This window comes from Lysobacter antibioticus, from assembly GCF_000731095.1.
GTDB classification, from domain to species: domain Bacteria; phylum Pseudomonadota; class Gammaproteobacteria; order Xanthomonadales; family Xanthomonadaceae; genus Lysobacter; species Lysobacter antibioticus_B.
Genome location: NZ_JMTZ01000046.1, coordinates 1 through 13605, shown reverse-complemented (window position 1 = coordinate 13605; position 13605 = coordinate 1). Strand labels below are relative to the sequence as shown.

At 68.4% G+C, this 13605-nt stretch carries 9 protein-coding genes and 1 pseudogene; 9 read left to right on the top strand and 1 reads right to left on the bottom strand.

All coding sequences use genetic code 11. From position 1 onward, the window contains the following. The first annotated feature begins 1 nt into the window (after window position 1). The 6 genes from EX88_RS0114730 to EX88_RS0114705 all read left to right on the top strand — a co-directional run bounded on the left by EX88_RS0114730 (window position 2) and on the right by EX88_RS0114705 (window position 7752). Window positions 2–1939, top strand: coding sequence for a TonB-dependent siderophore receptor (locus tag EX88_RS0114730; RefSeq protein ID WP_081931024.1), 1938 nt, complete (start codon window positions 2–4; stop codon window positions 1937–1939). A 27-nt stretch (window positions 1940–1966) separates the two neighbouring features. Continuing rightward, the gene (locus tag EX88_RS0114725; protein WP_051885139.1) at window positions 1967–2911 is read left to right on the top strand and encodes a hypothetical protein; all 945 of its coding nucleotides are present in this window, start codon (window positions 1967–1969) and stop codon (window positions 2909–2911) included. Continuing rightward, complete coding sequence (locus EX88_RS0114720; RefSeq protein ID WP_200875852.1) at window positions 2911–3972, top strand: pyridoxal-phosphate dependent enzyme; 1062 nt, start codon at window positions 2911–2913, stop codon at window positions 3970–3972. The genes EX88_RS0114725 and EX88_RS0114720 overlap by 1 nt, the downstream gene beginning before the upstream one ends. Window positions 3973–3995: 23 nt before the next feature. Then, a complete protein-coding gene (locus EX88_RS0114715; protein WP_081931022.1) occupies window positions 3996–5336 on the top strand; it encodes an ATP-grasp domain-containing protein in 1341 nt (446 codons plus the stop codon). 299 nt (window positions 5337–5635) lie between these two features. Then, a complete protein-coding gene (locus EX88_RS0114710; protein WP_081931020.1) occupies window positions 5636–6514 on the top strand; it encodes a Rossmann-like domain-containing protein in 879 nt (292 codons plus the stop codon). An 8-nt stretch (window positions 6515–6522) separates the two neighbouring features. Further along, entirely contained in the window at window positions 6523–7752 is a 1230-nt protein-coding gene (locus EX88_RS0114705) for an MFS transporter (protein WP_051885138.1), read from the top strand. Window positions 7753–7828: 76 nt separating this feature from the next. Here the strand turns inward: EX88_RS0114705 and trmL are convergent, their stop codons facing one another. Next, on the bottom strand, window positions 7829–8293 hold the full coding sequence (gene trmL, locus EX88_RS0114700) for a tRNA (uridine(34)/cytosine(34)/5-carboxymethylaminomethyluridine(34)-2'-O)-methyltransferase TrmL (RefSeq protein ID WP_031372749.1): 465 nt from the start codon (window positions 8291–8293) through the stop codon (window positions 7829–7831). A 153-nt stretch (window positions 8294–8446) separates the two neighbouring features. Here trmL and EX88_RS0114695 point away from each other — a divergent pair, with 153 nt between their 5' ends. The 3 genes and pseudogenes from EX88_RS0114695 (at window position 8447) to EX88_RS0114685 (ending at window position 13328) form a co-directional block, all read left to right on the top strand. Then, window positions 8447–11353, top strand: coding sequence for a M16 family metallopeptidase (locus EX88_RS0114695; RefSeq protein ID WP_051885137.1), 2907 nt, complete (start codon window positions 8447–8449; stop codon window positions 11351–11353). A 387-nt stretch (window positions 11354–11740) separates the two neighbouring features. Continuing rightward, a pseudogene (locus tag EX88_RS0114690) lies at window positions 11741–12055 on the top strand (DUF4156 domain-containing protein); the annotation flags it as partial. A gap of 250 nt (window positions 12056–12305) precedes the next feature. Continuing rightward, window positions 12306–13328 (top strand): 3-oxoacyl-ACP synthase III, encoded by a 1023-nt coding sequence (locus tag EX88_RS0114685; RefSeq protein WP_031372746.1) that lies wholly within the window; start codon window positions 12306–12308, stop codon window positions 13326–13328. The last annotated feature ends 277 nt before the right edge of the window (window positions 13329–13605 follow it).

Below are 13605 nucleotides of genomic sequence, written 5' to 3'. Positions count from 1 at the left end.
GATGAGACGAGACGCACTGGCCTGGGCCTTGGCCCTGATCGCTGCGACCGCGACGGGCGCGGTGCAGGCGCAACGCACCGACGACAACGCCGTCACCGCGGCCGAGGACGCGTTCGGTGCCACCCTCGGCAACGAAACCATCGGCTTGTACAGCACCAAGCAGGTACGCGGCTTCTCGCCGGTCGACGCCGGCAACGTGCGCATGGACGGAGTCTATTTCGATCGCCAGGGCACGGTGCCGCCGCGCCTGGTCGAGGGCTCGACCATTCGCGTCGGCCTGTCGGCGTTGAGTTATCCGTTCCCGGCGCCGACCGGCATCGTCGACTATCGCCTGCAGAAGGCCGGCGACCAGCGCGTGATCAGCGTGGTCGGCGCGCTCAATGCCTACGGCGCGCCGGCGTTGGAACTCGACGCCAAGCTGCCCGTGATCCCGGGCCGGCTCGGGATCGCCGCCGGTGTCTCGTATGCGCGCGAGGAGTATTACGACGGCGCCGACGCGCGCTATCTGCGCGCCGGTGTGGTGCCGCGTTGGCGCCCGACCGAGAACATCGAGATCCTGCCGTTCTGGAGCATCTCGCGCGGCTGCGACGAGGAAGTCGCGCCGACGATCATTACTGCCGGCAATCATCTTCCGCCGAAGATCAAACGCCGCCGTCATTTCGGCCAGACCTGGTCGGACAACGAGTACGACAGCCGCAACTACGGCGTGCTCGGCAAGGCGCGCTTCGGCGACGACTGGGCCCTGACCGGCGGCGTGTTCCGCTCGATCAATAATATGCCGAGCGGTTTCGCCGAGTTGTTCGTCGACACCACCCGCGATGGCCTGGCGCGCGAGAAAGTCATCGCCGATCCGCGCCAGCGCTCGGCCTCGACCAGCGGCGAGCTGCGCCTGAGCCGCAGTTTTCGCGAAGGCCCGCGCCTGCATGTGCTGCACCTCGCCGCACGCGGCCGTCGCCTCGACAGCGAGTACGGCGGTTCGGCGCCGGCCCTGGATTTCGGCGTGCGGCCGCTCGGCGAACCCTTGCCGATGCCCGAACCCGCAGCGTTCGCGTTCCGCCCGCGCACCCACGACCAGGTCCGCCAATGGACCGGCGGCCTGGCCTATGAAGGGCGCTGGCGCGAGGTCGGCGAACTCAGCCTCGGCATCCAGCGCAGCCGCTATGAAAAAAGCGTCGACCAACCGGGCCTGCCGCGCACCGCAACGCGCGATCAGCCCTGGCTGCCGAACGCCAATGTCTCGGTCTATCTCGGCAAGCGCCTGGCCTTGTACGCCGGCCACACCCGCGGCCTGGAGGAAAGCGGCATCGCGCCCGACGACGCGGCCAATCGCAACGAAGCCCTGCCGGCGATCCGCACGCGGCAGAGCGATGCCGGCCTGCGTTGGGCCTTCGCCGACGGCATGAAGCTGGTGGCCGGTGCCTTCGACGTGCGTAAACCCTATTTCACCACCGACGAGCGCAACGTTTACGGCGCGATCGGCGAAGTGCGCCACCGCGGCGTCGAGTTGAGCCTGAGCGGTCGGCCGATGGACTCCCTGAGCCTGGTCGCCGGCGCGGTGTTGATGCGGCCGCGGGTGAGCGGCGAAGCGGTACGCCTGGGCCGGGTCGGCGATCGCCCGATCGGCCAGACCGAGCGCGTGCTGCGCGCCGATCTCGAATACCGCCCGCCGTCGTGGGCGGGGCTTTCGTTCGATCTGTCGATGAGTCACTACGGCGAACGCATCGCGTCGCGCGACGGACGTAACCGCGTGCCCGACTACACCTTGGTCGATGTCGGCGCGCGCTATCGGTTCCGGCTCGGTTCGGCGCCGGCGACCTTGCGCCTGCTGGTCGCCAACGTCGGCGACACCTACACCTGGAACATCTACGGCAACAACAGTTTCGGACTCACCGACGGGCGGCGCTACGTGGCCCAGCTCGCGGTCGATTTCGACGGTTAATTCGGCGGTTTTGGGGAGCGTGCGGCCATGCTGAGGCAGGAGCGGTATCGCGATAACGACCACGCGCGGGGTGGGGCCCGCGCGCAGGTGCGCTCGTCGTGCGAGCGGACTTCGAAGATCTACAGCGGCGTCTGCCACGGCACGCTCGGCGAGCTGTTGCAGGGGCCGTACGCGCAGGACGGCGAATTGCACATCGGCCTGATCTCCTTGCCGGTGCGCAAATACAGCTGGATCCATTTCGCCCCGGGCGACGAGGGCGACATCGCCGTCGACCTGGCCGGCAAGGACAAATGCCGGCAGGCGATCGCGCTATACCTGCAAGCGCACGGCAAGCGCCTGCCGAGCGGGCGCTGGAGCCACGACTCGGAACTGCCGCTCGGCAAGGGCATGGCCAGTTCGACCGCCGACATCGTCGCCACCATTCGCTGCCTGGATCGGATCTTCGGCCTGGCCTCGGCGCCGGCGGCGATCGCCGACCTGCTGCGCGGCATCGAGCGTTCCGACAGCGTGTTCCTCGACACCCACGCGTTGTACCTGAGCGGACGCCAGCAGATCGTGCAGGCCTTCGATACGCCGTTGCGCCTGCATGCCTGTTACATCGATGAGGGCGGCACGGTCGAGACCGAGAAGTGCGCGCATCCCTTGCTGGCCCACTACCAGCGCCATCTCGACGCCTATCGGGACAATCTCGAGCGCGCGCTGCAGGCCTTCGCCGCGCACGACCTCGCCGCCATCTGCGCCTGCGCGACCCAGAGCGCGCAGTTGGCGCAGGGGGTGATCGCCAAGCGCCACCTCGATGCCTTGCTCGAACGGCGCAGCGATTTCGCCGCCGACGGCATCGTCGTCGCCCACACCGGCAGCCTGCTCGGCTATCTGTTCGTCGAGCGGCCCGACCCGGCGCGCATGGGCGAGCTGTCGGCCTTCTTCCGCGGCCTGGGCCACCAGTGCCGTTTCGCCGAAACGGGGTTCTGATGAGCATGCACACGCATATCGCCGACGCGATCAAGGCGCCCGACCTGGTCCGGCTGGGTGCCAATCTCTATGTCGCGCGCTTCGAGACCATGAAGGTCTATTCGACCCTGGTCGCGGTCGAGCGCCTGCTCGCCAGCGGCCGCATCCGCCCGGGCGCGACCCTGATGGACAGCTCCAGCGGCATCTACGCGTACGCACTGGCCCTGGCCTGTCACAAGTACGGCCTGCATTGCCACATCGTCGGCTCCAAGACCGTCGACCGCACCTTGATGCTGCAGCTGCGCATCCTCGGCGCGACCATCGAGCAGGTCGAGCCGCAGGCGACCCTGAAGATGGACCAGAGCCTGCGCGTGGCGCGCATCCGCGAGCTGCTCGACAGCCGCCCCGACGTGCACTGGATGCAGCAGTACCACGACGACATCCATTACGACGGTTACGAGCCGGTCGCGGCTTTGTTCGCCGATGTTCTTGGCGACAGCGCGCTCAGCGTGGTCGGCGGGGTCGGCTCGGGCTGTTCCACCGGCGGTCTGGCCAGAGCCTTGCGCGCGCACGATGCCGCGGTCGAACTGATCGGCGTGCAACCGTTCGGCAGCATGACCTTCGGCTGCCAGCACATCGAAGACCCCGGCATCATCATCGCCGGCATCGGCAGTTCGATTCCGTTCCGCAACGTGCAGCATCGCTTGTACGACCAGATTCACTGGGTCTCGTTCGATTACGGTCTGTCGGGTTCGGTGGCCCTGCTGCGCGAACACGCGGTGTTCGCCGGATTATCGACGGGCTGTTGTTATCTGGTCGCCGCGCGCGAAGCCGCGCGCCGGCCCGAACGCAATATCGTCTTTCTCGCCGCCGACACCGGCCACCGCTACGTCGAGGGCGTGTTCGCCCATTACGAACAAGCTCTGGACCCGCGCGGCCTGGAGCCCAAGCCGATCGCCTCGCTCGACGAACTGGCCCTGCCGTGGTCGGCGATGGCCTGGGCGCGTGCCGACTTCGCCGCCGATCCCAACGACGCCGTAGCGCCGCCGCAACGCGATGCGGCGCTCGTCGCCGCGCACTGAATCCCTCCCTGGAGCAACCCCTCATGGCGCACCTGTTGATGATCGAAAGCTGGGTCGGCGGCACCGGCCGCATCTTCCCGCCCGCGATCGGCCGGCTCGGCCACCGCTACACCTTCGTCACCCGCAACCGCGGTCATTACCGCGACGCGCGTTCGCAGGAGATCCACCCGGTAATCGACCACGCCGATCACGTGCTGACCGCCGAGACCAACGACGTGCCGGCGCTGATCGAATTCCTGCGCGCCCAGCACGCCATCCTCAAGTTCGACGGCGTGGTGACGATCTGCGATTACTACATCGACACCGTGGCCCAGGTCGCGCAGGCGCTGGGGCTGCCGCAGGCGTTCTCGGCCAACGTGGTGATGGAGCGGCGCAAGGACCGGGTGCGCGAGGCGATCGAAGGCGCCGGCCTGCCGAACCCGAAGTTTGCGGTGACCCGCTCCTGGGACGAGACCCGCAGCGAGGCGCAGCGGATCGGCTATCCCTTGATCGTCAAGCCGACCGACCTGGCATCGAGCGCGTTCGTACGCCTGATCCACGACGAGGAAGAGCTGTGCGCGGCTTTCGACGCGCTCGAACAGTTTCCGCGTAATTTCCGCGAACAGGCACGCGTTCCCTTGCTGTTGCTGGAGGAGTACCTGCGCGGCGAGGAGTTCAGCGTCGAGGCCTGCACCTATCGGGGCCGGACCACGGTCATCGGCATCACCGACAAGAGCCTGACCGGGTTTCCGTATTTCATCGAGGACGGGCATATGTTCCCGGCCCGGCTCGATCCGGCCGACGCCGCGGCCATCGAAGCCTTGGTGCTCGGCGCGCTCGACGCGGTCGGACACGACCACGGCATCAGCCACACCGAGGTCAAGCTGACTGCGGACGGGCCGCGCGTCGTCGAGATCAATCCGCGCCCGGGCGGCAACTACATCGCCGAGTTGATCCAGCGCGTGACCGGCATCGACCTGCTCGATGCGCAGATCGAGCTCGCCCTGGGCCGCGAACCGGACCTGCGGCGTCGCGACACCGGCGTCGCCAGCGCCGCGATCAAGTTCCTGGTGCCGCCGCGCGGCGGCTACGTGCTGGCGATGGACGGCGCCGCGAGCCTGGAGGCCGATCCGAACATCGAGCGCTGGAGCCTGAGCGCGGTGGCCGGCAGCGAAGTCGCGGCGCCGATCGACAATGCCTGTTACCTCGGCCACGTGATCGCGGTCGATCGGGTAGGCGGACAGGCGCGCGGGTATGCCGAGCGGGCGCTGGCCGAGGTCACGCTGCGTTATGCGGACACGAGCGCGGGCCCGGATACGCAAGCGGATGACAGGGAGGAGGCCCGGACTCGCGCTGCTGCAGAACTGGCGTCGACTGCGGCGTGAGCATGACTGCACGGAATCGCTTCCGCTATGCCATTGCTGTTCCCCCCTTTGAAAAGGGGGCGGGGGGGCTTTCGCTTTTAGTTCGAGGCCAAGTAGCCGCAACAGCAACAGCAAATCCTCCCGCGTCCGCTGCGCGGTCGCGGCCCCCTACTCAAAGGGGGCAACGGCAACAGCAAGGGCAATAGAAGCGATAGCAGGAGCAACGACAGCAGTAACAACAACCGCAACCGCAACCGCAATTGCTCCATCGACCGCAATCCGCCGCGCCTCCCCGGCACCACTTCTCCGAGAACGACGACATGACGCTTTCCGCACCGACGGCCGTCGCTGCCGCACCTTCCACCGGCCAACTGCCGCCCATCGACGTCGCCGCCCTGACCGAGGCGGTGCTGCGCGGCGACTACGGCCCGAATCCCGAAGGCCTGCATGCCGTCGGCGCGTTCTGGGTGCGCCAGAGCACCCAGTTCCCGGGCACCGAGACCAAATACCGCAACTACTATCTGGTGCTGCGGGTGGAGTCGGGCTTCGGCGGTTGTTGTGTCGAACGCGATCAGCTCGACTCGGTGATCGCCGAGGAATTGTCCGGGCGCAGCGTCGCCGAGTTGCTGCGCGATCAACGCACGCCGGTGCGGGTCGCCGCGCTCGATGCGTACCTGTCGCTGGTGCGGCCGCATCGCGAGGCGGCCGAGGCGCAGGTGTTCATGCTGCCGCACGGAACGCCGCTGGAGCGGGCGCGGGCGCGCGACGAGGCCATTGCCGGCCTGCTCAAGATCGAGCCGGGCATGCGCGTGGGTCTGATCGGCGTGGTCAACCCGCTGGTGGCGGCGATCCAGGCCCAGGGCGGCGTTTGCCTGCCCTGCGATTTCAATCTGCAACGCACCCAGGACGGTACCGAGGTGGTGCGCGATATGCGGCCGGTGCTGGCGCAGGCGGACCTGGTGATCGCCACCGGTATGACCCTGAGCAACGGTTCCTTCGACGAGATCCTCGCCAGCGTGCGCGCACGCGGCATTCCGTTGATCGTCTACGCCCAGACCGGCAGCGCGATCGTGCCGCGCTTTCTCGGCCACGGCGTCGCCGCGGTGTCGGCCGAGCCGTTTCCGTTTTCGCAGTTCAGCGCCGACCCGACGCCGATCCATCTGTATCGCGCCGCCGGCGCGGTGCGCGCGGCGGCCTGAGCACGGCCATGAGCGCGAGCCCGCCGCTGCACGCACCCGTTCCGCTCGGCGCCGACGCGCGCCGGCGCGGCCTCAACGGTTTGCTGGTCTACACCTTCTTCATGGTGACCGGCTTCGCCATGTTGATGCCGCTGGTCGCGGTGCACTTCGTCAACGACGTCGGCCTGGCCGCGGCGGCGGTCGGCCTGGCCCTGGCGGTGCGGCAACTGACCCAGCAGGGATTGGCCCTGGTCGGCGGCATGCTCTCGGACCGCTTCGGCGCTCGCCGCATGATCTGCCTCGGCGTGTTGCTGCGCGCGGCCGGCTTCGCCAGCGTGGCCTTCGCCGACGATCTGCCGCTGCTGTTGTTCGCGATGGCGGTGTCGGCGCTCGGCGGGGCGATGTTCGAGGCGCCGTACCAGGCTTCCATCGCCGCGCTCACCGACGAGCGCACGCGGCCGCGTTATTACGCGATCAGCAACTGGGTCAGTGGCGTGGCGACCACGCTCGGGCCCTTGCTCGGGGTCGCCTTGTTGCGTTTCGACTTCCGCGTGGTCTGCCTGGTCGCCGCGGCCTGTTTCGCGCTCAACTTCGTCATCGCCCTGCGCCTGTTGCCGTCGGTGGAGATGCCGGAGCAGCCGCCGCCGCTGCGCCACGGCCTCGACCTGGTGCGCCGCGACCGCGCTTTCCTGAGCCTGGTCGTGCTGATGATGCTGTACTGGTTTCTCGCGGTGCAGATCAACATCAGCCTGCCGCTGCTGGCGCAGCGGTTGACCGGCGAAGTCGACAGCGTGGGGGTGATGTTCGCGGTCAGCGCCGGCCTGACGGTTTTGCTGCAATACGGCTTGGTGCGCTGGCTCGAACAGCGTCTCAGCACCGCCCAGGTGCTGGTGCTCGGCGTGGTGCTGATGTCGCTGGCGGTCGGCGCGATCGGCTTCACCGACGGCTTCGCCGGTTTCCTGTTGTGCATCGGCGGCTTCGCGGTCGGCGCGGTGATGACCCGCCCGACCCAACAGACCTTGATCGCCGGCATGGCCGACCCGCGCGCGCTCGGCACGTTTCTCGGCGTGAGTTCGCTCAGCCTCGCCATCGGCGGCGGCTTGGGCAACGTCGCCGGCGGTTGGCTGGTCGATGTGGCGACGGCGAGGCACTGGCCGTGGTTGCCGTGGACGGTGTTCTGCGCCATCGGCCTGCTCAACGCGCTGGGCCTGTCGCTGCTGCTGCGCGCGCCGCGCGCGCAGGCGCTGCCGGCCGCATGAGACCCGACCCGGTTCGATAGCTTTGCTCCCTCTTCCCGCACCCGAGGGGAAGGGGGAGTCTTTTTCTTCGTGCGGCTCAGGCGCCGCCGGCGAAGTCGTGCTGGCGCCAGGCCTCGAACACCACCACCGCGACCGCGTTGGACAGATTCAGGCTGCGGTTGTCCGGGCGCATCGGCAGGCGCAGGCGGTGTTCGGCCGGGATCCGGTCGAGCACGTCCTCGGGCAGGCCGCGGGTTTCCGGGCCGAACACAAAGGCGTCGCCGGCGGCGTAGCGGGGCTGGTCGTGGCGGACCCGGCCGCGCGTGCTCAGCGCGAACAGCCGCGGCGGCGCGATCGCGTCCAGCGCCGCGGCCAGGCTGTCGTGCACCTGCACGGCGGCGTACTCGTGATAGTCGAGCCCGGCGCGGCGCAATTGTTTGTCTTCCAGGGTGAACCCCAGCGGCGCCACCAGGTGCAGGCGCGCGCCGGTGTTCGCGCACAGGCGGATCACGTTGCCGGTGTTGGGCGGAATCTCGGGCTGGTAAAGGATGACGTCGAACATCCGCGCATTATGCGCGGCGAGGCCGCTCGACCGCAGCGACAACGTAAATGCGACCGGCCACCCCCTATGACCGCCGGCCTAGTGCCTGGGCGCCTCGACCCGCCTAGGATGGTGCTTTCGTCCGCGCGCGGACGACCCCAGCCAGGAGTGCCCATGTCGCCGAAGTCCCCGTTGTCCCCGAACGCGCTCCGCGCCGCCCGCCCGCGCGCCGCCGCGCTGGCTCTCGCGCTGACGACCGCCCTGGCCGGCACGGTCTGCGCGCCGGCGCTGGCGGCACCGGCCGCCGGCGCCAACGCGAACTCGAAGGCCGAGGTTTCGATCCCGTATGAAGAGTTCACCCTGCCCAACGGCTTGCGGGTGATCGTCCATACCGATCGCAAGGCGCCGATCGTCGCGGTCAACGTCTGGTACCACGTCGGCAGCAAGAACGAGCAGGCCGGGCGCACCGGTTTCGCCCATCTGTTCGAGCACCTCATGTTCCAGGGCTCGGAGAACCACAAGGGCGAGTTCTTCGCGCCGTTCGAGCTGGTCGGCGTGACCGACCAGAACGGCACCACCAACCAGGACCGCACCAACTACTTCCAGAACGTGCCGACCACCGCGCTCGACATGGCGCTGTGGATGGAATCGGACCGCATGGGCCATCTGCTCGGCGCGATCGACCAGAAAACCCTCGACGAACAGCGCGGTGTGGTCCAGAACGAGAAGCGCCAGGGCGAAAACCAGCCCTACGGCCGCCGCATCAGCGCCAAGCTCTACGAGGCGCTGTATCCGGCCGACCACCCCTACAGCTGGCAGACCATCGGCTCGATGGCCGACCTCGATGCGGCCTCGCTCGACGACGTCAAGACTTGGTTCCGCAGTTGGTACGGCCCCAACAACGCGGTGCTGGTGCTCGCTGGCGACATCGACGTGGCGACCGCCAAGGACAAGGCGCTGCGCTACTTCGGCGACATCCCGGCCAGCGCGACCCTGCCCGACATGGCCGCGCGCGTGCCCAAGCGCGAGCGCGACACCGAGGAAACCGTGCCCGACCGCGTGCCGCAGGCGCGCGTTTACCGCGCCTGGCCGGTCGCCGAGTTCGGCAGCCCCGACGGCACCGAGCTCGGCCTGTTCGCGCAGGTCCTCGGCGGCAGCGCGGCCTCGCGCCTGGACGCGCGGCTGGTCCACGCCGACCGCATCGCCGACAGCGCCAGCGTGTCGATCAACGACGCCGAGATCAGCGGCACCCTGGTGGTGGTCGCCAACGTCAAGCAGGGCGTCGACCCGGCCAAGGTGCGCGCCGCCATCGACGAAGAGATCAAGCGCCTGATCGAACAAGGCCCGACCGCGCAGGAGCTCGAACAGGCCAAGACCGCGAGCCGTGCCGACTTCGTCCGCGGGGTCGAACGCATCGGCGGTTTCGGCGGCAAGTCCGACGTGCTCGCGCGCTGCGCGGTGCTGCTCGGCAAGCCCGACTGCTATCGCGACGAACTCAAGGAACTCGCCGCGGCGACCCCGGCCAGCGTGCAGGCCGCGGGCCGTCGTTGGCTCGGCGTCGGCTCGCACACCCTGATCGTGCAGCCCGGCGACAAGCCGGCCTCGTCGCTGCCGGAAACCGTGCGCGCCGCGCCCGCGACCCAGCCGGCGGCGATTCCAGCCGCCGACCCGCGCTTCAAGACCGTGGCCTCCCCGGTCGACCGCAGCACCGGCGTGCCGGTGACCCAGCGTTTCCCCGATCTCAACTTCCCGACCCCGCAGCACGCACGCCTGGGCAACGGCATGGAAGTGGTGCTGATCGAGCGCCACGAAACCCCGGTGGTGCAGTTGGCGATGGAGTTCCCCGGCGGTTTCAGCGCCGACCTCGGCAAGAAGGTCGGCACCGCCAGCTTCGGCATGGCGATGCTCGACGAAGGCGCCGGCGACTACGGCGCGCTGCAACTGTCGGCGCGCAAGGAAGCGCTCGGCGTCGAGCTGTCGTCCAATGCCAGCCTCGACAGCGCCAACGTCGCGATGTCGGCGCTGACCGACAAGCTCGAACCGTCGTTGGACCTGTTCGCCGATGTCGTCCGTCGCCCGCGTTTCGAGGCCGCCGAGATCGAACGCGTGCGCGCGCAATGGCTGGCCGGGATCAAGCAGGAGAAGGCGCGTCCGCAGACTGCGGCGCTGCGCGTGTTGCCGCCGCTGCTGTACGGCGCCGGCCATGCCTATGCGATTCCGTTCACCGGCACCGGCACCGAGGCCTCGATCGCGTCGCTGAGCCGCGACGACCTGGTCGCCTTCCATCGCGATTGGCTGCAGCCCGACCGTGCCCGCGTGTTCGTGGTCGGCGACACCACCCTGGCGCAGATCGTGCCGCAGTTGGAGCGCCGTTTCGGCGACTGGAAAGCCGGCGCCAACGCACCGGCCCTGCCGGCACTGGCCACGGTGGCGCGCCCGAAGGCGCCGCGCGTGTTCCTGGTCGACCAGCCCGGCGCGATCCAGTCCAACCTCTACGTCGGCGAGCTGATCGCACCGACCGGCGATGCCGGCACCATCGACTTCGATTTCGCCAACGGCGTGCTCGGCGGCGAATTCAGCTCGCGCCTCAACATGAACCTGCGCGAGGACAAGCACTGGGCCTACGGTTCCTACAGCGGCTCGGGCAACGCCAAGGGCCAGCGGCCGTGGATCGCCCAGGCCGCGGTGCAGTCGGACAAGACCGTGGAGTCGCTGGCCGAGCTCAAGCGCGAGATCGAGTCCTTCGCCAGCGGCAGCGCGCCGATCAGCGCCGCCGAGGTCGCCAAGATCCGCGCCTCGAATACCTTGAGCCTGCCGGGCGCGTACGAGACCACCGACGCCCTGATGGCCCAGGTCAGCGCCGACCAGCGCTACGGCCGTCCTGCGGACTACATCCTCGAGTACAAGGCGCGCAACGAAGCGATGACCCCGGCGCTGGCGCAGGCCGCGGCGAAGACCCTCGACCCGGCCGCATTGACCTGGGTGGTGGTCGGCGACCTGTCGAAGATCGAACAGCCGATCCGCGCGCTCAAGCTCGGCGAAGTCGAAGTGATCGACCAGGACGGCAAGCCGGTGCACTGAGCCGATCGGTTGATGTCATGCAACGCGACTGGCCGCCTCTTCGGAGGCGGCCCGTTGGCGTTTGTGGAGCAGACGCAGTGGCGGCTGTAGTAAAAGCAAAAGCAAAAGCTAAATCCCCCGCGCCCGCTTCGCGGTCGCCGCCCCCTTTCTAAAAGGGGGCATGGGCGGGGCGCTTTTTGCAGTTGTACTTTCGATGGCAGCAAGCGGAGCAGCGCTGCACTCGTCACTTCGCATCCCCAAGACGGATTCCCCCCTTTGCAAAAGGGGGGCAGGGGGGATTTGCTTCCGCCTTCGCTCTCTCCGCCCAGCGCCCCATTCCTACCGCGCTCAGCCGATTCCGGTGACAATGCGCGCGATCGCATCCCTAACGAGGTTTCCATGCGCGCGTTGGCAATCGTCTCCCTGGCTTCGACCCTGGCCCTGATGGGCTCGGCCTGCACCTGGGTGCAGATGGCGCCCGGCGCACAAGCGGTGCGCGTGCTCTCCGGCGGCCCGGCGCCGTCGGGTTGCGAGAAGCGCGGCGAAGTCGTCGTCGCGGTCAAGCACAACGTCGCCTTCTACGAGCGCAACGCCCTGCGCGTGCGCGAAGAACTCGAGACCCTGGCGCGCAACGAAGCCCCCGGTCTGCAGGCCGATACCATCCAGCCGGTGGCAGCGCCGGCCGACGGCCAGCAGCGTTTTGCCGCCTACCGCTGCGGCCCCGGCGCGGCCCCGGCTGCGCAATCGGCGCCTTCGGCGGCCGCTCAGACCTATCCTGTGGGCGGCTGAGCGCATTTCCAAACTCTCGCGTACGGCCTGTTAAGGCCTCTCGCGCTGTCCTAATCCGCTGTTTTTCAAGGGGTTTATGGCACAGGGCGAGCGCCGGGTACCGGCCGCAGGCCAAGCATGGCTAATGCATAGGGGTCGTGAAGGCGTTAATCTGTCGCACTTTGTCCGCGAAGGGTTTGCGCCCATGCTGTTCCAACACGTCGCTATTGCCGGGCTCGCTCATGTCGATGCTCCGCGCAAGCTGACCTCCGACGAAATCAACGCCCGCCTCAAGCCCACCCTCGATCGCCTCGGCATCAAGGTCAATGTGCTGCAGGATGTCGCCGGCGTGCACGAGCGTCGTCTGTGGGACGGCGAAATGCGCGCATCCGACGCCGCAACCCTGGCCGCCGTCAAGGCGCTCGCCGATGCCGCGGTCGATACCGATCGCATCGGCCTGCTCGTCAACACCTCGGTGAGCCGCGATTACCTGGAGCCGTCCACGGCCAGCATCGTCGCTGGCAATCTGCGCCTGGGCGAGAACTGCCAGAACTTCGACGTCGCCAACGCCTGTCTCGCCTTCCTCAACGGCATGGACATCGCCGGCCGCATGATCGAGCGCGGCGAGATCGACTACGCCCTGGTCGTCGACGGCGAAACCGCCAACCTCGCCTACGAGAAGACCATCGAGCGCCTGAGCAAGGCCGACGTCACCGAGTCGCAGCTGCGCGACGAGATGGCGACCCTGACGCTCGGCAGCGGTGCCGCCGCGATGGTGCTCGCGCGCGCCGAACTCGCCCCGGGCGCCCCGCGTTACCGCGGCGGCGTGACCCGTTCGGCGACCGAGTGGAACCAGCTGTGCCTGGGCGACCTGCATCACGACCGCATGGTGGCCGACGGCCGCATGCTGATGATCGAAGGCCTCAAGCTCGGCCACAAGACCTTCGCCGCGGCCAAGGCCGCGTTGGGTTGGGCGGTCGAAGAGCTCGACGAATTCGTCATCCACCAGGTCAGCCGCGCCCACACCCAGGCCTTCCTCAAGGCCTTCGGCATCGACCCGAAGAAGGTCATGACCATCTTCGGCGAGCACGGCAACATCGGTCCGGCCTCGGTGCCGATCGTGTTGAGCAAGCTGCGCGAGATGGGTCGCCTGAAGAAGGGCAGCCGCGTTGCGCTGCTCGGCATCGGTTCGGGCCTGAACTGCTCGATGGCCGAAGTGGTCTGGTAATGCCTGCTTGAGCCGTGCGGCGCGAGCCGGCGGTGCAGTCGAATACCAAAAGCCCGGTGCGAAAGCGCCGGGCTTTTTGCTTTTGGGGGTTCGGGTGTCGGTGTCGCGTCGAGTGAGCCTTTGGCGTGCGCGATGTTGCTTATCGGGGTGCTCTGCTTGCCGTTGCCGTTGCCGTTGCCGTTGCCCCTTGCTGTGCGCCGATTCGCACTCGCGAAGGCAACGGAAGACCCGGAGGGCGGCCCGCATGGATGCGGGCCGTTTTTCATCGGGACAGGGA